General features: G+C 65.9%; 20 protein-coding genes. 7 read left to right on the top strand and 13 right to left on the bottom strand.

Annotated features, from left to right (window positions below; translation table 11 throughout):
• The coding region (locus ACFULT_RS26915; protein ID WP_378483060.1) for an HNH endonuclease at positions 1–1,544 on the bottom strand (1,544 nt) is incomplete at its 3' end.
• 114 nt (positions 1,545–1,658) lie between these two features.
• Here ACFULT_RS26915 and ACFULT_RS26910 point away from each other — a divergent pair.
• Positions 1,659–2,435, top strand: coding sequence for a class I SAM-dependent DNA methyltransferase (locus tag ACFULT_RS26910; RefSeq protein WP_378483059.1), 777 nt, complete (start codon positions 1,659–1,661; stop codon positions 2,433–2,435).
• On the opposite strand, the gene pepN is transcribed toward ACFULT_RS26910, so the two are convergent.
• On the bottom strand, positions 2,425–4,875 hold the full coding sequence (pepN, locus tag ACFULT_RS26905; protein WP_378483058.1) for an aminopeptidase N: 2,451 nt from the start codon (positions 4,873–4,875) through the stop codon (positions 2,425–2,427). The genes ACFULT_RS26910 and pepN overlap by 11 nt on opposite strands.
• 74 nt (positions 4,876–4,949) lie before the next feature.
• Here pepN and ACFULT_RS26900 point away from each other — a divergent pair, with 74 nt between their 5' ends.
• From ACFULT_RS26900 to ACFULT_RS26890, 3 genes are read left to right on the top strand one after another with little or no spacing between them, the layout of a single operon-like run.
• Complete coding sequence (locus ACFULT_RS26900) at positions 4,950–5,159, top strand: helix-turn-helix domain-containing protein (RefSeq protein ID WP_378483057.1); 210 nt, start codon at positions 4,950–4,952, stop codon at positions 5,157–5,159.
• A 25-nt stretch (positions 5,160–5,184) separates the two neighbouring features.
• Positions 5,185–5,715, top strand: coding sequence for a Clp protease N-terminal domain-containing protein (locus ACFULT_RS26895; RefSeq protein WP_378483056.1), 531 nt, complete (start codon positions 5,185–5,187; stop codon positions 5,713–5,715).
• 49 nt (positions 5,716–5,764) lie between these two features.
• Positions 5,765–6,145 carry a phage holin family protein gene (locus ACFULT_RS26890; protein ID WP_026348034.1) on the top strand — a complete coding sequence of 127 codons (381 nt, stop codon included), beginning with the start codon at positions 5,765–5,767 and terminating at the stop codon, positions 6,143–6,145.
• Between the two features lie 34 nt (positions 6,146–6,179).
• On the opposite strand, the gene ACFULT_RS26885 is transcribed toward ACFULT_RS26890, so the two are convergent.
• Both ACFULT_RS26885 and ACFULT_RS26880 read right to left on the bottom strand, forming a co-directional pair.
• Positions 6,180–7,049 carry a 1,4-dihydroxy-2-naphthoate polyprenyltransferase gene (locus ACFULT_RS26885; RefSeq protein ID WP_037110589.1) on the bottom strand — a complete coding sequence of 290 codons (870 nt, stop codon included), beginning with the start codon at positions 7,047–7,049 and terminating at the stop codon, positions 6,180–6,182.
• 58 nt (positions 7,050–7,107) lie between these two features.
• Positions 7,108–8,427, bottom strand: a complete 1,320-nt coding sequence (locus tag ACFULT_RS26880; protein WP_378483055.1) for a hypothetical protein — start codon at positions 8,425–8,427, stop codon at positions 7,108–7,110.
• Between the two features lie 142 nt (positions 8,428–8,569).
• On the opposite strand from ACFULT_RS26880, the gene ACFULT_RS26875 reads away from it, so the two are divergent.
• A complete protein-coding gene (locus tag ACFULT_RS26875; RefSeq protein ID WP_378483054.1) occupies positions 8,570–11,815 on the top strand; it encodes an ATP-binding protein in 3,246 nt (1,081 codons plus the stop codon).
• A 3-nt stretch (positions 11,816–11,818) separates the two neighbouring features.
• Here the strand turns inward: ACFULT_RS26875 and ACFULT_RS26870 are convergent, their stop codons facing one another.
• The 8 genes from ACFULT_RS26870 to ACFULT_RS26835 form a co-directional block, all read right to left on the bottom strand.
• Entirely contained in the window at positions 11,819–12,643 is an 825-nt protein-coding gene (locus ACFULT_RS26870) for an ABC transporter permease (protein ID WP_037105531.1), read from the bottom strand.
• Complete coding sequence (locus ACFULT_RS26865; RefSeq protein WP_094720800.1) at positions 12,640–13,587, bottom strand: ATP-binding cassette domain-containing protein; 948 nt, start codon at positions 13,585–13,587, stop codon at positions 12,640–12,642. The genes ACFULT_RS26870 and ACFULT_RS26865 overlap by 4 nt, the downstream gene beginning before the upstream one ends.
• A gap of 63 nt (positions 13,588–13,650) precedes the next feature.
• Positions 13,651–14,424 carry a PIG-L family deacetylase gene (locus tag ACFULT_RS26860; RefSeq protein WP_037105535.1) on the bottom strand — a complete coding sequence of 258 codons (774 nt, stop codon included), beginning with the start codon at positions 14,422–14,424 and terminating at the stop codon, positions 13,651–13,653.
• 40 nt (positions 14,425–14,464) lie between these two features.
• Complete coding sequence (gene menE, locus ACFULT_RS26855; protein ID WP_378483053.1) at positions 14,465–15,616, bottom strand: o-succinylbenzoate--CoA ligase; 1,152 nt, start codon at positions 15,614–15,616, stop codon at positions 14,465–14,467.
• 10 nt (positions 15,617–15,626) lie between these two features.
• A complete protein-coding gene (locus ACFULT_RS26850) occupies positions 15,627–15,929 on the bottom strand; it encodes a DUF3349 domain-containing protein (protein WP_378483061.1) in 303 nt (100 codons plus the stop codon).
• Positions 15,930–16,253 carry a DUF3349 domain-containing protein gene (locus tag ACFULT_RS26845; RefSeq protein ID WP_037105545.1) on the bottom strand — a complete coding sequence of 108 codons (324 nt, stop codon included), beginning with the start codon at positions 16,251–16,253 and terminating at the stop codon, positions 15,930–15,932.
• Positions 16,254–16,270: 17 nt separating this feature from the next.
• A complete protein-coding gene (locus ACFULT_RS26840; RefSeq protein WP_037105547.1) occupies positions 16,271–16,549 on the bottom strand; it encodes a hypothetical protein in 279 nt (92 codons plus the stop codon).
• Between the two features lie 13 nt (positions 16,550–16,562).
• Positions 16,563–17,729, bottom strand: a complete 1,167-nt coding sequence (locus tag ACFULT_RS26835) for an inorganic phosphate transporter (protein ID WP_037106302.1) — start codon at positions 17,727–17,729, stop codon at positions 16,563–16,565.
• A gap of 191 nt (positions 17,730–17,920) precedes the next feature.
• Between ACFULT_RS26835 and ACFULT_RS26830 the strand changes: the two genes are divergently transcribed.
• The gene (locus ACFULT_RS26830; protein WP_378483052.1) at positions 17,921–19,210 is read left to right on the top strand and encodes a hypothetical protein; all 1,290 of its coding nucleotides are present in this window, start codon (positions 17,921–17,923) and stop codon (positions 19,208–19,210) included.
• 93 nt (positions 19,211–19,303) lie between these two features.
• Positions 19,304–20,584 (top strand): EAL domain-containing protein, encoded by a 1,281-nt coding sequence (locus ACFULT_RS26825; protein ID WP_378483051.1) that lies wholly within the window; start codon positions 19,304–19,306, stop codon positions 20,582–20,584.
• Positions 20,585–20,605: 21 nt separating this feature from the next.
• Here the strand turns inward: ACFULT_RS26825 and ACFULT_RS26820 are convergent, their stop codons facing one another.
• Complete coding sequence (locus ACFULT_RS26820) at positions 20,606–20,989, bottom strand: VOC family protein (RefSeq protein WP_094720803.1); 384 nt, start codon at positions 20,987–20,989, stop codon at positions 20,606–20,608.
• Between the last annotated feature and the right edge of the window lie 73 nt (positions 20,990–21,062).

Here is a 21,062-nt window from a genome sequence, read left to right as displayed (position 1 = left end):
CCGCCGTGGCCGTCGGGATGGGGTCCTGCAGCGAGGGTGGGGTCGGCGGTGATCGCTGCCAGTAGTGCCGCGGTGATCTGCGCGCGAAGGGTGTCGCTGAGCAGACCGGTACCACTGAGTAAACCGGTGGCGCTGGGCAGGCCGGTGGCGCTGGTGGGTGTGGGTACGGTTCCTGCTCGGCGGATCCGGCCGCGGTGGATCAGGCGCGGTACCCGAATCCGTAGGGAGGAGAGCACTGTTCCTGGAGTGCGCTGGATCGAACCACCCTTGCCACCTGTACTGCCGGCATCGCCTGCTCTGTTTTTCGAGGGATCCTCGGGTAGAGAGTCCGGATCGATACTGTCACCGCTGTCGTCCTTGTGCTCGTCCTTGTGCTCGTCCTTATGGTCGTGGTCGTGGTTCGCGGCCCCTCCAGTGGCAGCGGAAGTCGCAGCGCCGGTGGCAGCGCCAGGCTTATCGGGAGTGACTGTGCCACCGGCAGACTCGGCGTCATTTACGGCCTCGGTGTTCTCCGCGTCCTCTGCTTCTGTCTCTGTTTCGGTGTGGCTGGACTGTTGGGGGTGTGGTGCTCGGGCGGTGAGGACGTCGTGGAGTTCGGTGAGCAGGCCTTGCCAGTGGGCGTCGGTGGCGATGAGCCGAGCCAGTTCCGGATCGAGTGGGGTTCCGTCGGCCAGTACGGCCGGGTTCTGACGCAATCCGAGCAGAGTTTCGGCGTCGAGGAGGATCTGCACCAACGGTCCCCGCCGGGGATCGGGCCGGTCTGCGGCACCGTCGTGCGGGCATCGTTCACCGCGCCCGCACTGGCATTCGAGGGCGTGTTCGCCGTGGATCAACGCCATCAACCCATCGACCCGCAACGCTGTCGCCGACCTCGGGTCCTCTCGGCAGACCGTCGCGGCGATCTCGGTCACCAATGCTTCGACTTCGGCGCCTTCGAGGTCGGTGACGATCGCTTCGAGCACCGACGCCCCGCCGCAGTCGCGGCGCACCCGCATCCCCCGGTTACTGCGCACCGTGCTCTCCTGCGCGGCCGCTGCTTCGTCGCGGTCGTGGGAGAACCACAGTCGCCACAACCACAGTCGCAGTGACCGCGGAGTCAACCGTTCCGCCGCAGCGACAGCCTCGAATTCCAGAGCCGCGATCGTGGCATCGGATGCCTTCCCCAACACGGCAGTCAACACCTGCACCCGCGGCCAGTCGACGCCGCCGAACACGAACCGCAGCGCCGTGAGCGGCATCCGCGACAACTCCTGCCCGACGCTCAACAACGGCCGCGCGGCGCTCTGCGACAGACCCAGCGACACCGCCACCTCCGTGACCACCTGCGCCAGAACAGTCGCCGGATCCCCACCGGTGCCGTCGGCGTCGGCGAGGCGGATGTCGGCGATCTCGCACACCGCCTCCACCGTCCTGGCGCGGGCGATGTTCTCCCGCACCCGGCACACCGCGGCATAACCCGTCAACCCGGCCACGCACGCAGTACTCGACCCCGCCGTACCGACCCCGGTACCGTCGTACCCCGCCGAAACCCCCGTATCGAACATGCTTTCGAATGTACCGAGAGGGTCCGACACGAACTGCAGAAAGCCAGTTCGACCTGGGGCTCGCCTCGAAAGCATTGGAAACGCACCGCACCACGGGTGTAGCGTCCGGCGACTATGGCAGTGAACGACGAGTCCACCGATGATCCGAAGGACGGGTGGTTTCCGGAGAGCGTGGCCGCGCGATACGACGATCCGGGAGGCGAGAACGATTCCGCGGCAGTCGATCCGGCAGTGGAGCTGCTGGCGCAGCTGGCGGATGGTCCGGTCCTGGAGTTCGCCGTCGGGACCGGACGGGTTGCCGCGCCGCTGGCGTTGCGCGGGCTACGGGTGAGCGGCATCGAGCTGAGCGGTGCCATGGCGTCGAGAATCGCAACCAAACCCGGTGGCGAGTCGGTCGAGGTGCACATCGGCGACATGACCTCGACACGGGTCGACGGTGAGTTCGCCCTGGTGTGTCTGGTGTTCAACACGATCGGCAATGTGACAACTCAGGACGGGCAGGTGGCCGTGTTCGAGAACGCCGCATCCCACCTACGTCCGGGTGGACGGTTCCTCGTCGAAGTCGGGGTGCCGGACCTGCGCCGACTACCGCCCGGTCAAGACACGGTCCCGTTCGCGGTGAACGATGCGGTCGACGGCGGTGGGTATGTCGGGTTCGATCGGTACGACGTCGGCACGCAACAGTTCACCTCGACTCATGTGACGGTGTCCGGTGATGGCTCAGGGTCTTTCCGCCGCATTCCCTTTCGCTACGTCTGGCCCGCCGAGCTCGACCTCATGGCCCGGATAGCCGGGATGAGGCTCGAGAGTCGGTGGGCCGATTGGGATCGATCGGATTTCACTTCGGACAGCGTCAAGCACGTGTCGGTCTGGCGGAAACCTACCCGTTGAACGCCCGACGCACGCGAATACTCCGGGCCAAGTGATCACGCTGTTCGATGACGAGCCTGCGCAACGCCGCCGGTGCCCACTCGTGGCCCGCGAGCCACGCGTCGGCGGCGTCGGTCGACTCCTGCTGCGGGAACAGACCGACGACGAGCCGTCGGGCGATCTCGATGCTGCGGGTCGACCACAGGTCGGCTATGACGTCGAAGTAGCGATCGTCGAACGCGGACAACAGCTCACGGCCACCGGCACGAAAACCGGCAAGTGTGGCGTCGACGGCGTCGTTGGACAGTTCGTCGGAGTCGATCACGTCGGCCCAGGCCCGTGCCTTGGCGTCGGGCGTCGGCTGCGCGGCGACGGCGGCACGGTAGGAATTTCGGCCGGAGGACGTCGTGTCCGTGTCCAGCTCGGCATCGAGGCGCGCCACGGTGGTACGGCCGAGGGCGCTGAGCGAACGCAGCAACAGCCATCGCTGCTCGGAATCGAGATCGATTCCCTCGATCGGCAGGGTGCCGTCGACGACGCGCTCGATCTGCCCGGCCCGAACGTCCGACCGCTGCGACGCCGACGCCACCGCTCGGAACCAGACGATCTGTGCGTCACTGCCCGGGTCCGCGGTTTCGAGCCTGCTCCAGCACGTTGCGAGCCAGTCCGCCGCGGCAGAGCCGGATTCGGGCAGATAGTGATCGACGGCGTACTGACTGTTCGCCGCCACCGCGCCCGCGATGCCTACCTTCGGCTCCGATCCCGCGAATCTCGACGCGATGTCGAGGTAGATCTCGGGGTCCAGCTCGGCGTCACGCGTCGCATTCCACAGTGCCGACCACACCAACCCACGCGCCAGGGGATCGACCAGGCGCCCGAGCGATGTTCTGATCGTCTCCAACGAGCGGTCGTCGAATCGGATCTTCGCGTAGGTGAGATCGTCGTCGTTCAGCAAAGTCAGTGCAGCGCTGGGTAGATCGACCGGTGTGGTTGTGTCGGTGATGTCGATCTCGTGACGGCCGGTCCGCACGAGGTGTCCGTCGGAGTCCTCGTCGTACAGTCCTATCGCGAGGCGGTGCGGACGTGGATCGGTCTGTTCGACGGCGGATCCGGTGTAGGACAGCGTCGACACGCCGGTCGTCCGGAGCCAGGCTGACGCCCAGTCGTCGAGATTTCGTCCCGACGCCGCCGACGCATGCGTCAGAAGGTCTGCGAGAGTGGTGTTTCCGTAGGCGAATTCTGCGAAGTATCGTCGCGAGGCCTCGAAGAACGCGTCCTCGCCGACGTATGCGGCGAGTTGTTTCAGGACGCTGGCGCCCTTGGCGTACGTGATGCCGTCGAAGTTGAGCTTCGCTGCTTCGAGGTCCGGAATATCGGCGACGATGGGGTGCGTCGTCGGCAGCTGGTCCTGAAGGTAGGCCCAGGCCTTCCGACGGTTGGCGAAGCTGACCCAGGCGTCGGAGAATCGAGTCGCGCGAGCCGAGGTGAAGGCGCCCATGAAGTCGGCGAACGATTCCTTCAACCACAGATCGTCCCACCACTCCATGGTCACCAGGTCGCCGAACCACATGTGTGCCATCTCGTGCAGGATTGTGTTGGCGCGCTGCTCGTACTGCGCTTCGGTTGCTGCAGAACGGAACACATAGGATTCGGTGAAGGTGACGAGGCCCGGATTCTCCATTGCGCCCAGGTTGTACTCCGGAACGAAGATCTGGTCGTACTTGCCGAACGGATACGGGAAGTCGAACGCATCGTGATAGAAGTCGAGGCCCTGCTTCGTGATCTCGAAGATGTCGTCCGGGTCGAAGTGTTCGGCGAGGGACGCGCGGCACAGTGCAGCCAACGGTACGGTGAGTTCTCCGCGCTGCCAGGAAGAGTCGACTCGGTGATACGGTCCGGCGGCGACGGCTGTGATGTACGTGGAGATCGGCAACGTGGGCTCGAACGTGACGGTGGCACCGGACCTGGTCCCGGTGCGGTTCGACAGCACTTCCCAGTTCTCGGGGGCCTGTACCTCGAACACGAAGGGCGCCTTGATGTCCGGTTGCTCGAAGTTCGCGAAGACTCGCCTGGCATCGGCGGGCTCGTACTGCGTGTAGAGGTAGACCTCGTCGTCGGCCGGGTCCACGAATCGGTGCAGACCCTCGCCGGAACGGCTGTATCGACCCACTGCGTCGACGACGACTACATGGTGGCCACCGAGGCCGATGAGTCCGATGCGTGAACCGTCGTAGTCGACGGGTGCAGGTGTGCCGTCGACGGTCACGGAACGGACTTCGGGACCGATGAAGTCCAGCCACGTCGCTTCTGTAGTGGCATCGAACTCGAGGGTCGTGCGGGTGCCGAAGGTGTCCGCGCCGGATTCGAGTGCTCCTCGCAGATCCAGCTCGACCCGATACGACACGCCGGTGATGTGGCGTGCGCGGCGTCTGGTCTCGGTTCGGGTCAAGTTCGCGGTCATGTTTCCACCCTAGGGGAGCGCCATCGTCGTCAACCAGGGTTGACATTGGATGTTTGTCAACTAAAGTTGACAACATGACGGAAGCAACAACCTTGGCGGCTGCGGCGGGTAGCCCCGATCCGGAGGAAGGGCTTCGGGCGGTGCTGGCCCTACGGCGACTACTCGAACGGCTCGAAGCAATTCAGGTCACGAACGCACGCAGACAAGGCTGGTCGTGGCAGGCGATCGCCGACTCGCTCGAAGTGAGCAAACAAGCAGTGCACAAGAAGCACAACAACATCTGACGCACGACACGTAGGGAGAACGGCGATGTTCGAGAAATTCACCGACGAGGCGAGGATGGCAGTCCTCGCTGCGCAGACGGAGGCGCGTGAGCTGCACGCGACGCGGATCGAACCCGTGCACGTGTTCCTGGGCGTGCTCTCCTCGGCCGACAACGATCTCGCAGCTGTCCTCGAAGACGAGGGATACACCCGCGATTCGGTGCGGTCGTCGTTACCCGACGGCGGTGCCCTCGGTGCGAGCGATGCAGAAGCGCTCGGTTCGATCGGTATCGATCTGGATGCAGTGCGGGCAAGCCTGGAAGCGTCGTTCGGCGCAGGTGCTCTCGATCGACCGCGGAGTGAGAAACGAGGATGGCTCGGGCGACGGACGGGGCACCTGGCGTTCACGTCGGCTTCGAAGAAGGCGCTGAAACTGTCCCTGAAGGAGGCGCTTGCCGCCAAGGACTCCGAAATTCGCTGCACACACGTGCTACTCGGGCTGATCAGAGCCGGAGACCTCGAGCGGAACGGAATTCTCGGCGACCCGGACGGATTGCGCGCTCGCCTTGCCTCGTGACCGGATTCAAGTACTGAGGCGTGAGTGTGTGCTCGCATAGGGTGTGGGCATGACATTCCTGGTACGGCTCGTCATCAATGCAATTGCGATCTGGCTCGCGGCGCAGTGGGTCGACGGCATCGATCTCGCCAGCTCCGGGCGCGGCACCGGGTGGGATCTGGTGGTCCTCGCAGGCATCGCCGCGGTGTTCACGATCGTGAACGCATTCATCAAGCCAGTGGTCAAGCTGCTGTCGCTACCGCTACTGATTCTCACGCTCGGGTTGTTCACCCTGGTCATCAATGCCCTCATGCTGATGCTCAGCGCGTGGATCTCCACCGCCACCGATTACGGTCTGCTCATCAGCGGATTCGGCGCAGCGTTCTGGGGCGCGTTGATCATCTCGATCGTCAACTTCTTGCTCGGGGCGTTCGTTCCCGAGAAGCGCTGAGCCTCGCAAGACCAGGAGACAGCGGGCCGGCAGGCTAGGAGACGGCGAGTGCGATGCCGGTCGTGAGTCCCCACACCAGCATCGCCAGGCCGGAGTCACGCAGCGCGGGGATCAGAGCGAGGCCCGTTTCTCCGGACCGGACCGGTTTGTTCGCCCGGGCAGCGAGTGGCAGTGCGATCAGGGCGATCAGAGCCCACGGAGTGCGCGCGACGAGCGCTACGGTGACCGCGAACGGTACGACCACCAACCCCAGGTGCAGTAGGCGAGTCCGGGTGTCTCCCAACCGGACCGCGAGCGTGTTCTTGCCGGAATCCGGGTCGGTGTCGATGTCGCGCAGGTTGTTGGCCACCAGAACTGCGCTCGAGAACGAGCCGACGGCCACAGCCGAGACAACACCGGCCCAATCGATTCGGCCGGCCTGAACGAATTGAGTTCCCAACACCGCCACCAGACCGAAGAACACGAACACCGCGATCTCGCCGAACCCGCTGTAGCCGTACGGTTTGCTGCCGCCGGTGTAGAACCACGCGCCGGCGATGCAGACGACGCCGATGACCACCAGCCACCACGCGGACGTCACCGCGAGGACGAGCCCGGCGACGGCGCCGACGGCGAAGCATCCGATGGCAGCGGACTTCACGGCCCTCGGCGACGCGACACCCGATCCCACGAGACGCAACGGCCCGACGCGCTCGTCGTCGGTCCCACGGATGCCGTCGGAGTAGTCGTTGGCGAAGTTGACGCCGATGATCAACGCGAGAGACACGACGAGCGCCAGCACTGCTTTCCACCACACGACCCCGTCGATCGATGCCGCCGCACCCGTTCCCACGAGAACCGGTGCGATGGCGTTCGGGAGGGTCCGCGGGCGTGCGCCCTCGATCCATTGTGCTGTGGTGGCCATGGCTTGATCCTTGCCTATCGACTCCATGCGCGTGTCGGTGAGGTACCGAGCACGCCGATCACGGGAACGGCAGGCGCGGAATCGGGGGTAGCTGGATCTGAGGCAGTTCGATACGCGGAAGCCCGAACGGGGCAGGCGGTGGCGGGGGAGGCGGCGGAGGAACCACGTAACCGCCACCGTAATTACCGCCGCCGTAGCTACCACCGTCGTAGCTAGCACCGCCGTTACCCGAGTGCGGCGCAGGTGCTTCGGGGTCCGGTTGCGGCGCCGCGGTGGTCGTCGCTGTGACAGTCGGCGCGGCCGGTAGTGCGGACCTGTCGGCTGCGGATGCCGGCTCGTCGGACGCGGTCACCTTCGTCGTCGACGCGGTGTCGGCGATGGTGGTCACCGGGGTACCCGCGACAGTGCGGTCGGTGCCGTCGTCGGGCCACACCATCCAGGACAGAAAGCCGATGGCGACGATCGACGGCAAGCCGAACCTGAGCAGCGGCGTCAACAACGTGCGAGCACTGCGTTTCGCGACCGTCGGCGCGGGCGGTCTGGCACCGTCCACCCTCGTCGCGTACAGCGCAGCGCCCTCGGCGGCCATGAGCTCCGGGGCGTCGGGCACCACGACGGGAATGCGAAGGTACCGACTCAGGACGTCCCGGATGAGCGGAATGTGTGCGCCACCGCCGATGGCCACGACGACCTCGGGTGGGATCTCCGACATCTCGGCCAAGTCACGCAGCGCGATGGCCGTGCGCTCCGCCGGCCGGATGATCTGGAGATCGAACATGCGCCGATCCATCAATCGGAACTGACCGTCGGACGTCTGCGTCGCCTCGTGAGTGGAGAGTGCTTCCTTGATCTCCCGGCTGAATTCCAGCAGGGAGGCCTCTTCCTCGTGGTTGCGAGGTTCCGCGAGGATGTCGAGCGTCAGCAGGTGTTCACGAACGGTCCAGTCGATGGACGAACCGCTGAGCTCGTTCGATCGGGTGGCCGCGTAGATCGTCCCGCTGTCGATGTCCGCGATGGTCATTTCCAGGCCGGTTGCGCCCAGGTCGTACAACGCGACCGTGCGATAACGGAACTCCGGGTCGGCCCGCAGCTGCTCGATGGTGCCGGAGATCTCCGAGATGATGTGTACCTCGGAGACGTACTCCTCGACCAGCGCGGTCTTGAGGGCAGAACTGTAATCCGGGTCCGGAAAGGCGACACCGAGTGACGTCGGTGCATCCGGGCGGTCGACGATGGCGCGAATTGCGTGTGCGACGTCCTCGGCATCCGGGACGGACCGAGCCGACGGAAACGTCTCGACGGTGAACGAATGCCCGTCCGACGTCCGGACCGCGCGGATGCCGCTTGCACCCATGGACATGCCGACTGACGAACCCATCGTTGCTCGTGGCCTCCCGTCCAGTGAGCGTTCCGTTCCCCGACCCGTCACACCATACCGTCAATCGGTTTGTTTACCGACCGATAACCGACTCGAAGGTGAAAATACAGGTGAAGTCGCCCGGTGACTACGATGGCCCGCAGTGCACACGGAACCCGTCGACCAGCGCGCGGCCGACATCAGGCCGACCCCACGTCCCGACGTCGAGGTGGGGTTGCTCGGTGCTGTCGTGACACGGGTCGACGGTGCGCTGGTGCCGGTGCCGGGCGCCCGGGCGAGGGCTCTGCTAATGGCGCTCGCACTCGAACCTGGTCGCCGACGGTCCGTTGCTGCGCTGGTCGAGGACGTCTGGCCGGGTGAGCCACCCCGCTCGCCGAAGAACGCCCTGCACACCCAGATCTCGCGGCTCCGGTCGCTGCTTCCCGCCGGGGCGCTCGATGTGGGCCCCAGCGGATATGCGCTCGTTCTCGGCGTCGACAGCGTCGATCTGACGCAGGCGACATCGCTGTTGTCGGTTGCCCGACGCCACGTCGAACGCGGTGACCACACGGAGGCGCTGGCATCCGTCGCCGACGCCCGCGAGTTGTGGCGCGGTGAGCCGGGCGCCGACCTCGGCGATCTCCCGCTCGTCGACGATCTGCGCCGACGGTCCGACGCTCTCGCCGTGGACCTCACCTCGGTCGAGATCGCGGCCCACGTGGGGAGAGGCGACCACCGGGCCGCGCTGCCGCTTCTGACCGCGTCGCACGAGAACGATCCACTGGACGAGGGGGTCGCCGCGGAGTTGATGCGCTGCCTTCGCGCGCTCGATCGGACCAACGAGGCCCTGGCCGTGTTCGCTCGTGTTCGTCGCCTCCTCGTGGACACCCTGGGTGCGGATCCGTCGCCGGCGCTGGTGGAGTTGAACGCAGAACTCCTGCAGGCTCCTGTACCGAGAACACCGGCCACGGTCGGGCTCAGAGCGTCGCCGAACGCCCTGATCGGCCGCGGTGCGGACATCGACGCCATCGAAGCGACGATGCGAGAGGCGCGCGTGACGACCATCGTCGGGCCCGGCGGCGCGGGTAAGACGCGCATCGCACACGAACTGGGTCGGCGTGCCGCCGCGAGCATGCCGGTCGCCTTCGTCGAACTGGCGTCCCTGAGGCGAGGGGAGGACGTCGCGTCGGCGATCACCGGCACCCTCGGTCTGAGCGAATCCGACCTCAAGATGACCGGTTTTCCGATTACGCGGGTGCAGACCGCGGGTGAACGTCTGCGTGACGCGCTGTCCGTCACACCAGGTCTGTTGGTCCTGGACAACTGTGAGCACGTCATCGATGACGTCGCGCAGGTCGTCGACGAGTTGGTTGCCGCCAGTGAGTACGTCACCGTCCTGACGACGTCGCGATCACCGTTGGCGATCACCGCGGAAGCGACGTACCAGCTGCCTGCACTCGAGACGGACGGGAACGACTCGGCCGCGACGCAGTTGTTCGTCGCGCGTGCTCGGGCCGTGCGCCCCGGCGTGACGTTCGACCGGGGTGACGTCGCGAGCCTGTGCCGGTCGCTCGACGGTTTGCCGCTCGCGATCGAACTCGCCGCGGCTCGGGTCCGCACCATGAGTGTCGCGGACATCGGCGCCGGTCTGACGCACCGATTCTCGTTGCTGCGCAGCAGTGATCGGACGAGGCCCGAGCGGCATCGCACGTTGCGCGCGGTGATCGACTGGAGTTGGGACCTGCTGCTCCCCGCGCACCGTGCGGTGCTCAGCCGGTTGTGCCGTTTCCCGGCGGGCTTCACGGCCGACGCTGCGGCTCGCGTCGCCGGGTTCGGCGAGATAGATGTCGCCGACGCGGTGGACGGGCTCGTCGGGCAGTCGTTGCTGACGGTCGAGGACCGGGAGGGTCGGGTTCGGTACCACATGCTCGAGACCGTGCGGGAGTTCGGCGAGGAGCATCTGTCGGACACCGATTCGGCACTCGTGACCGACCGGCTGATCGAGTGGGGTGTGCACGTTGCCGGCGTCGCCGAGGTCGACTTCCGGGCGTCGAGGCAGATAGTGGCGGCTGCTTCCATCGAGGCCGAGCACGACAACATCGTCGACGTGCTACGCATCTCGCTGCAGGAGAAGCGTTGGGCCGCAGCGTACTCGGTCTTCGCGATACTGGCGTGCTCGTGGTCCATGCGCGGCGCGCACACCGAGGTGTTGAACTGGGCGCCGCGGATGGCGGAGGCCCCGTTCGACGGTGACGGCGTGCGCGATGTCGACGACAATTCGATCGTGCTCGCCCACCTGGTGTTGCTCGCGCACGTCGGGTACAACGCAGACGTTCGCGCGTCGGCTCGAATGCGCGTGCGCCTGCGTCGAATTATCGCGTCCAGGAAAGGTATCGACACGAGCCTGAGGTTCGTGGCCACGACGCTGCTCGGACGTGCCGACGGACGTGGGCTCGCTCGGATGCTCGCGCACGGAACGCGGTCGGCGGATCCGGCAGTGCGCAACGCAGCCTTCATGATCAGAGCGTCGCTGCACGAGAACTACGGCCACCTCCACGAGGCAGCATCCGACGCCGAGGAGGCCAAACTGCTGGCTGCCGAACGCGGAGACATGTGGAGTGTCGCGTCGTCGGCGCAGACTCTCGGCAGCATCCACGGCCAGGCCGGTGCTGCGGACGACGCGATCGAGAACTACACGCTCGCCGCGGATCTGTTGTGGGACATGCACGCCTACGACGAATCGGTCCAGACCCGGGGATTCGCCGGTGCGTCGATGATCGCGGCCGGACGTGTCGACGAGGGCCGTGCCGTGCTCTTGTCCATCACTGCGTTGGGTTCCGGATCCGGCTCGGCGTTGTCCTCGGATGCCGAGTACGCGGATCAGCGGGCAGTATCTCTCGGCGCGACGCGGGCGGAAGCCGATCTTGCAGAGGGGAAGATCGCCAGCGGGCTGTTGCTGTACCGGCGGGCGATCGACAGTGCACGGTTCGAGCAGGAACGACGCGGCGACCCGTACATCACGATGCTCGCCAGCGCGTCCGTCGCCGCCCACGCCTTGCACGGCGCCACCGCTGAGATCGACTCCCAGGCAGCCGATCTGGGTGCTGCCGCCTCGCTGAGGTCGGGGTCGGTGGGTTTTCAGGATCTGCCGCAGCTGGGTGCGGTGGCCTGTGCGCTCGGCTCGTACCTGGTGCAATCCGGGCGCGACGCCGGTGGCGGTGTCTCGCTGATCGCCCTGTCCCGCAAGCTTCGAGCGAGGCAGGACTACCCGTCCATGCGGATCGATCGGCACCTGGACGCAGCCCGAGCCACGCTCGGCGCGGACGTCGTCGATGCCGAACTGACACGAACCGAGTCGACGAGCAGAGCCGGAGCGCTCGCGGAAGTGTGCGAACTGCTCCGGCTCTGAGTCTCACGCCTTGCGCATGTAAGCCTTGACCGTCAGCGGGGCGACGATCACGACGACAGCCGCCGCGCCGACGAGCGACCACACCAGGTCCATGCCGACGGTGCCGTTGTTCGCCAGGTCACGCACCGCGGTGACCAGGTGCGAGACGGGGTTGACCTTGACGAACGCCTGCAGCCAGCCCGGCATCGTGTCCACGGGGACGAATGCGTTGGACAGGAACGTCAGCGGGAACAGGATGAGCATCGAGATGCCCTGCACCGACGACGCCTTGTTCATCAGGACACCCATCAGGGCGAAGATCCAGCTGATGGCCCAGGCGCAGAAGATCACGAGAGCCCCCGCGGCGACGAGGCCCAGTGCACCGCCTTCCGGCCGGTAACCCATCGCGAAACCCGTCGCGAACGTGATGACGGTGGCGATGAAGTACCGCACCACATCGGCGGTCAACGCACCGGCCAACGGCGAGATGCGCGCGATGGGAAGCGATTTGAAACGGTCGAACACGCCCTTGTCCATGTCTTCACGCAACTGCGTCCCGGTGACGACGGACGTGGTGATGACCGTTTGCGCGAGGATGCCGGGAATGATCAACGGGAGGTAGCTGGACACGTCGCCGCTGATCGCGCCGCCGAAGATGTAACTGAACATCAACGTGAAGATGACGGGTTGAAACACCACGTCGAACAGTTGCTCCGGGTTGTGCTTGAACTTGAGCAGTCCTCGGTACGCCATCGTGAACGAATTCGCGAAGGACTGGCGTAGCGAGATGTGACGCGTCGGATTCAGGTCCGGTTGCACCACTGCTGGTCGGTCGATTGTCGTGGTCATGCTGCCTCGTTCTCGTCGCGGCCGGTGATGGTCATGAAGACCTCGTCCAGGCTGGGTTTGGTGACGGTGATCTCGTCGACGTCGATACCGTTGTCGCGCAGACGAATCAGAATGTCCGGTGTCTGCGACGAGTCGGCCATGGGTGCGGTCAGACGACCCGATTCCGGGGTGATCTGAACCTCGACTCCCAAGTGCTGCGCGACGATGGACCGCGCCTCGGCGAACCGCGTCGGCTCACGCAACGTCAACTGCAACGACGACGATCCGATGGAGGACTTCAGTTCGTCCGCTGTGCCGTCGGCGATGACCTTGCCGTGGTCGATGACCGCGATGCGGTCGCACAACTGATCGGCCTCGTCGAGGTACTGCGTGGTGAGCAGGACCGTCGAGCCCTGCGCGACGAGACGTCGGATCGTGTCCCACATCTGGGCGCGGGTGCGGGGATCGAGCCCGGTGGTCGGTTCGTCGAGAAACAGCAGTGGAGGGGAGGAGATGAGGCTCGCCGCCAAGTCGAGGCGTCGACGCATACCGCCGGAGAAGTTCTTCAGCGGCTTGGTCGCGGCCTCGGTCAGACCGAATTCCTCCAGCAGTTCGGCTGCCTTCAGACGGCTGTCCCTACGGCTACGCCCGAGCAGCCGCGCGAAGACGATCAGATTCTCCGTCGCCGAGAGATCCTCGTCGACGGACGCGTACTGCCCGGTCACCCCGACGAGGGACCGGACGGCCGTGGATTCACGGGTGACGTCGTGGCCGAAGATGCGCGCCGAACCGCCGTCGGGACGCAGGAGAGTCGCGAGCATCCGGACAGTGGTGGTCTTGCCTGCCCCGTTGGGGCCGAGGACTCCGTACACGGAGCCGGTGGGGACGGTGAGGGACACACCGTCGACGGCGCGGTGTGCGCCGAACAATTTGACGAGGCCGTCTGCCTCGATGGCTGGGTTCATGTCGACCAGCGTGAACCCAGCCGCTTGCACGGTGCATGCACGACGCTTGCACCGTGCGCACGGTCAGAGCGGAAGTGCCGTCTCCGTCAACCCCGGGCCACCGCCGACGCGTCGGAACCACTCGCGTCCGAACACGCTCGCCAGTATCTCGGGCGGCATCTGCAGGAACGGACCGAAATCGCCGACCTGCGTCTCGTGCGCTTCCATCGCGAGTCGCTTGGCGTCCATCACCGAGCTGACGTCGACGACGGTCGTGATCTCCGACTCCGGTAGACCGAAACTCTCCACGTCCGGCGGGGTGCTGTCGTCCGACCAGTTGGGGTTGGCCTCCATCAGCCGCTTCATGTGATCGCGGTTGGTGGTCGTCTCGTAGATGTGCGTCGTGCCGGCCAACTCGCCCGCCCGGAGCCCGACGACGTGCACCTTGATGTGATCGGGGTGCCCGTAACCGCCGTGCGGGTCGTAGATGGTCAACACATCCGCCCGTTCCTCCTCCAGCACCGCCGCGAGCTTGCCTGCCGCCTCGTCGAGGTCGGCGTTGCAGAACGCCGTACCCAGATCGTTCTGCGGAGTGCCCGCCATTCCGGAATCCGCGTAGTGGAGCAGCACGATTCGGCTGACACCGAGCGCATCGGCGGACTTCTGCAACTCGGTCCGCCTGCGTTCCGCGAGCGACTCGCCGTCGGACAGAATGCCGTCCGGGAACTCGCCCAGTGCTCCGTCCGTCGCCGTCACCAGAACGACGCGGTGGCCGGCGTTCGCCGCGAGACGCATGACGCCACCGGTGGTGAAAACCTCGTCGTCGGGGTGGGCGTGGAAGCAAACCAGTGTGCTCATGACCGGAAATGCTTGCACACCGTGCGCCGGGCGGTCGACTTCACCGGCTCGGGCTCGATGCGGCCAGTATCTCGCGCAGGCGAGCGCGGTCGAGTTTGCCCGGTCCGCGGGTGGGGAGGGCATCCACGAGGTACAGCTCCCGCGGTGCGGCGGTGGGATCCAGAGTCGGGGCAACGTGCCGGCGCAGATCAAGAAGTGTCAGTGGTTCATGAGCTACTACTGCCACCACGACCTTCTGGCCGAGTCGCTCGTCCGGCAATCCGAGAACTGCGCACTCGCGTACCAGCGGATGCGTCGCGAGAGCCGCCTCGACCACCTGAGGTACGACGGTGAGTCCACCGGTGGAGATCGCCTCGTCGAGCCGCCCGGAGATGGACAACACACCGCCGGAGACCGCCCCGGCGTCGTCGGTTCGGAACCAACCGGGCTCGGCGAACGCCGGATGGTCCGGCATACCTCGATACCCCAGAGCGATCGTGCTCCCGCCCAGCACCACTCGCCCCGAGTCGATACGGAGCAGAGCGCCGTCCAAGGGAACTCCGTCGTAGACGCACCCTCCTGCGGTTTCGCTCATCCCGTACGTCCGGATCAACCGAATGCCCGCGGCAACAGCGCGCTCGCGCAACGGAATCGGTGTTGCCGCACCGCCGAGCAGTACTGCGTCGAGCGATGCCACCGCCTCGGTCGCCGCCGCATCGTCGAGAATCTTGACCAGCTGCGTCGGCACCAGCGAGGTGTACCGAGGACCGCGCATCCGCCCGATCGCGTCGGGCAGCAACGAGGTGTCGAAACCACCTGCGACATCCAGAATCACCGGATCGGTGCCCGCCAGCACACTGCGCATCAGGACCTGGAGCCCAGCAATGTGATGCGCAGGCAGCGCCAGGAGCCACGATCCGTGCCCACCGAGCCGAACCGCCGTGGCCTCACCGCTCGCCCGGAGCGCCGACGCCGACAGCATCGCTCCCTTCGGCGTGCCCGTCGTACCCGAGGTGGCGACGACAAGCGCTGCGGCATCCTCGATCTCGTTTCCGGGAGCCAGAGCGTCGCGCAGCCTGCGTGTCTCCCGTGGATCCGAAGCAGGAACCGGGAGGACCGCCGGCGCCGAGCCGCCCAGAACGTCGACGAGCCGCGGCAGGATGTCTGCCGCGGCGACGCCGGTGGGGATCTTCAGTTCTTCGAGCACGCTCACAGGCGAAATTCTAGATCGTGAACGGATCCGCCGATGGCCACCCACCCGCAGCCAGTTTCGACCGAACCCTCGAGATGTCCTCCTCGCGAGGCATCTCGTTGGTGACCTTCGTGATGACGACAGCGATACCCGCTGCGTCGGCGGGAACCTGGCCGTTCGCGATGAGCGCATCCACAACGGACTGCACCTCGTCGTCGGACAATCTTCTGTTCAGAAGAGCAAGCAGCGGCACGTAATCCGCGTCGGGCACGCCTTCGGGATATCCGACTCGAAGCCACTCGAGTATCGAACCGAGGAACGATGGCACGGTGATTCAGGTTATCGACGAAGGGTCTGCGAGTGGCCATCCACCTGCAGCGAGGCGAGCCGATACACGCGCGATGTCGTCGCTCGTCGGCTCGTGTTCGACAAGTTCGCGAACGTACTCGGTGATTTCCGCGTTGGTGATTGCCCCGTCCTCGAGTGCGCCTCCGATGGGAGAGACGAGACTCAGTACCACTTCGTGAACCTGTGCGTCGGTGAGTTCTGCCTTGCGAAGCAGTGCAACGAGCGGGAAGCGATCCTTGGGCGGAATGCCCTCCGGGTAGCCTGCGCGCAGCCATTCGAGAACGGACGCGGGAAACGTGGTGTCGCTCATGGATTGTCCCTTCCGATTCAGAAGACCGAGATGCCGAATGTGCTGTCGAGGAACGCCTTCATGATGAAGAGAATTCCTGCGATGATCGCGACCACGACGACGACGAAGCAGAGTGCGGCAGCAGCGGTGGCGACCGCCGGCCGCGCGGTGGCGACGGTGCTGCCGTCATCGCGTGCCTCACCGACCGACAGCGCCCTGAGACCGAACGCGAAGATGGCGGGAAGTCCTGCTCCGAGCAGTAGTCCGACCAGCACGACCTGCCACAGAGAATCGAGCGTGTGCATGAGGGTTTCCATGGTGTTGTCTCTCTCAGACCGTGGTGGGGGACTTTTCGTCGGCCGGGATGAGGCCGCCGTCCCACTCGTCGTTGACGTTGTCAGGGTCGATCGGCTGGCGACGCGAGCGGATGTACATGAGCGCGGACGCGGCGACGAGGATCGCGAAGACGACCAGGATGCCGGGCAGTCCGCCGATGACGTCGGCCAGGAACCAGCAGATCGCTCCGACGATTCCGGCCGAGGGGAGGGTGATCACCCAGGCGACGGCCATTCGTCCGGCGACTCCCCAGCGTACGGCTGCACCCGGCTTGCCGAGGCCGGAGCCGAGAATCGATCCGGTGGCGACCTGCGTCGTCGACAAGGGGAGGCCGAGGTGGCTGGAGGTCAGGATGATGGCTGCCGAGGACGACTCCGCGGCCATTCCCTGCGGAGACGCGATTTCGACGAGTCCCTTGCCGAGCGTACGGATGACGCGCCAGCCGCCGAGGTAGGTTCCGAGCGCGATCGCCAGAGCGCAGCTGACCTTGACCCACAGCGGCATCTCCGTATCGGGGGTCACGGTGCCATAGGCAACGAGCGCCAGGAAGATCACACCCATCGTCTTCTGCGCATCGTTGGTGCCGTGAGCGAGTGAGACGAGGGAGGCGGAACCGATTTGGCCCCATCGGAAACCACGTTCCTTGGACTTCTCGGGGACGGCGTTGGTGATGCGGTAGATGCCCCAGGTTCCGACTGTCGCCACCAAGCCTGCGACCACAGGAGCAAGCAGTGCCGGAATGACGATCTTGCTCCACACGCCGTCCCAGACGACACCGGAGGTGCCGAGGCCTGCAATGGTGGCGCCGATGAGGCCGCCGAAGAGAGCGTGCGAACTACTCGACGGGATTCCGAGCAGCCACGTTGCGAGGTTCCACAGGATGCCGCCGACGAGGCCGGCGAAGATGATGGTCAGGAGGGACTGCCCGCCGGTGTCGCCGAGGTTGACGATGCCCTTGGCGACGGTGGCAGCCACCTCGACGGACAAGAAGGCGCCGACGAGGTTCAGAACGGCGGACAGGGTCACGGCAACCTTGGGCGCGAGTGCCCCGGTCGCGATGGACGTCGCCATGGCGTTGGCGGTGTCGTGGAAACCATTGGTGAAGTCGAAGGCCAGTGCCGTCACGACCACCACGAGAAGTACGAGGAATTCTGCGCTCACGTCTTGAAAGTGTGGGGCACCGAGTGCCCGTTCGGATAATTTTGCCCACAGTGTTCTTCTTGGGTTCTTCGACGACGCCTGGGGTTCATCTTCCGTTCACTTTTTTGCACTAATTGCCCGATTCGCGAGAGGCGTGCGTCACTCGGCTCCGTGGTCGGGTCGGACCGCGCGATTGTGGGACAGTGGACGGCATGCAGATCGACGACGCCGTGGCCGCAGCCCTGTCGTATCTGGACTCGGTCGACCCTGCGTCGGCAGCGGATGCGGCGCTGGGATGGGAAGGGCTGCGCGCCGTCTCGCCTCCCAGCGGGCCCACGCAGATTTCGGTGCAGACATTTCTGTGGTCCTACCTCGGCGAGTCGGTGGGGGAGCCGGATCGCGCATGGGACGTCGCGGAAGCACTCGCGGAACTTCTGGACCGGCTGGGGCACGCCCGGTACGCGGACATCGCGCGGAGCGACCGAACACGCGAACTGTTGACGACGACCGACGAGGCCAGTCGTCAGGAACGCTTCGACCGCGCCGTGAACGCCTCGGGCGTCGCGCCCGAGGACAGTGACCTCGTCACCTGGCAGGACAATCCCGAGGGTGCCGAACGCGCCATGGTCGACCTGATCGGTGAGACCCTGGAAGTCGCTTCCGTCGCAGGCGAATTCCAATCCTCCTGTATCGACGGTCGGCCGCTGCGGGAATCTGCTGTCGCCGCGAAACGTCGGCGCATCACCGACTCGATACTTCGATCCGAGCGCGCAGGAGGTGTACTGCTCGAGCAACTGCTCGACCATCGGATCGAGCTGTGGACTCGGTACAGCCCCCCGCGCGTGGAGCTCTACCGCGACCTGAACACCGCGCTGCACGACGCGATCTCACCCGCATACGGTTGCGTCCGGCGACTCGAAGGCATGCTCGCCATCGTCGGCGACGGAATCACGTTGACCGACAAGGGGTATCTGCCCCCGCCAGTTGTCGAACACGCCCTCGGCACGCTGTGGACGCCACGAGAATGGCCGTTTCCCGTCGGCGACGAACGAGGCACCGAACCCGTGCTCCGTGTCCGACGGCTCCTGCTCCGGTTGGGTCTGGTCCGCAAACGTCACGGCCGCTTGCTGCCGACGGCACGAGCCAAGGAGATGAGCGCCGATCGGTTGTGGTCGACGCTCGTCGAACGGCTCGTCGGCGCCGAATATCACCCGGAATCGATCGCGGCCGAGGTCGTCCTGGCCGATGTCGCGCGCGGCAGTTGCTCGGACGACCCGACTCCTCTCGTGACCGAGCTGTTGGATGCCGAAGGGTGGTCGCACGTCGGAGGCCCCGACGCTGCCGATCGAGACCTCCCCCTCGGAGACGACGTGCTTCAGGATCTGGCGGCGCTCGGCGTACTCGTCTACGGCGACGATCCAGCTCCGACACCGGACGGAATGCGTCTTGCCGCCGCCGTGGTGCGGCGCAGACTGCTCCACACCCGAATTCCGTCGGTGTGATCGGCATGGTTCGGGCGGCATGACCGGATTCCGGCGCTAAGCTGACGTGCGGCCGGAACAGCGGAGGCCGGAACTGTGGGACAGGAGACGACGATGGAGCACGATCCGTCCTCGGCTGCCCGCAGGCCGCAAGCCCGTCGGCAGAGCGACTCCGCCCGCCGGTACCTCGACCTGGAAGCGACGACACCGGCGTTGCGTTCGACGGTGGAGCTTGCCGCGCGCAGTGTCGGTTTTGCCATCGCCCAGCTCAACGTTCTCGACGAAACGACTCAGTACACGCTGGTCAACATCGGCGGGCCTCCCGTGTCGGCGGTCGAACGTTCGGACACCCTCTGCGACGATGTCGTCCGCAGCGAGAAGGCCGCCGTGTTCACCCGCAATCGCGTCGACGCCACGGTGCGGCAACGCAACATTCTCGATCAGAACGGGGTCGCGTCGTACGCGTCGGTTCCGCTTCGGGGTCGCGAGGGATTGGTCATCGGGACCCTGTGTCTGCTCGACAGGATGCCCCGTGAGCTGAGCGACGGTCAGCTGCAGGAGCTGGAGCAGTACGGGTCCGTCCTGGAAGAACAACTCGACCTGCACCGCCGAGTCGGCTCCACGGCCGCGAAACTCGACAACGATCACGACCTGGCGGGTGCGCTCTACGCAGGCCAGATCGTGCCGTGGTTCCAGTCGGTCGTGGACCTGCGGACCGAGGAGATCATCGGGTTCGAGGCGCTCGCGCGCTGGCATCACCCGAGGAAGGGTCTCGTCTCGCCTGCGGACTTCGTGCCGTTCGCCGAGTCGAGCGAACTGATCATCGACATCGACCTCGAAGTGCTGCGCCTTGCCGTCAAGGAAGCGGAAGCATGGCACGAAACCCGGCCGGACCTGAGGCTGAGCGTCAACCTTTCCGGTCGCCACCTCGCGCATCCCGACGCCGTCGCCCAGCTGCAGAGTGCAGTGGCGATGTCCTCCGTCGCCCCGAGTTCTCTCTCACTGGAATTGACCGAGACGTCGTCCGTCAGCGACGGGCCGCTCATCCGCAGACACATCGACGACGTCCACGCGCTCGGTTTCAAGGTTCTCCTCGACGATTTCGGCTCCGGCTGGTCTTCTCTGGAACGCCTCGTCACGTTCGAGCCCGACGGAATCAAGATCGACGGTCACCTGACGAAGTACATCGACACCGAACGAGGACGGGCGCTGCTGCGTGCGTTGTCCACCGTCGCCCTCGATCTCGGCCTGACCATGATCATCGAAGGGGTCGAGACCAGGGCGCAGGCGGACGTCGCCCTGGAGCTGGGGTGCACGCTGGCGCAAGGGTTTCTGTGGTCACGCCCCCAATCCGCCGCAGCAGTGCGCAGAGTCGTCGCCGCGACGCGTTCCTGAGAACTCGCGCTCTCGCGGGCGTCAGCCGCGCGTGTCCCGCCGAAGGGGATGGTCCGCGGGTATCTCCACCAGAACGATCGGCACTCCGTCCGGATCACGCAGCCACAGTTCGATCAAACCCCACGACTCCTGCTTCGCGTCGCGCTCGATCGGGACGCCGCGACCGCGCAGCTCGTCGGCGGCAGCCTCGATGTCGCGGACCTGTAACCACAGTGCCCCGTCGAACATCTGCGCGGAACCGGAACTACCGTGAGCCGCGACCTCGATCAGCGACTGCCCGGCGAAGAACACCGTCCCCGCTCCGTACTCGCGATGCACTGCGAGCCCAAGGCCGTCTCGGTAGAACGCGAGAGTTTTCTCGTAGTCGACTGGACGCAGGATCGTTCGGCCGCTGAGTATCTCCACGACTCATCGATACCACAGCCCCATCGATACCACAGCCTCACCGATACCACAGCCTGCCTGCAGCATGCGGCCA

Origin of the sequence: Rhodococcus sp. NPDC057297 (assembly GCF_042667435.1) — a bacterium.
GTDB lineage: Bacteria > Actinomycetota > Actinomycetes > Mycobacteriales > Mycobacteriaceae > Rhodococcoides.
This window is presented reverse-complemented; position numbering and strand designations above follow the sequence as displayed.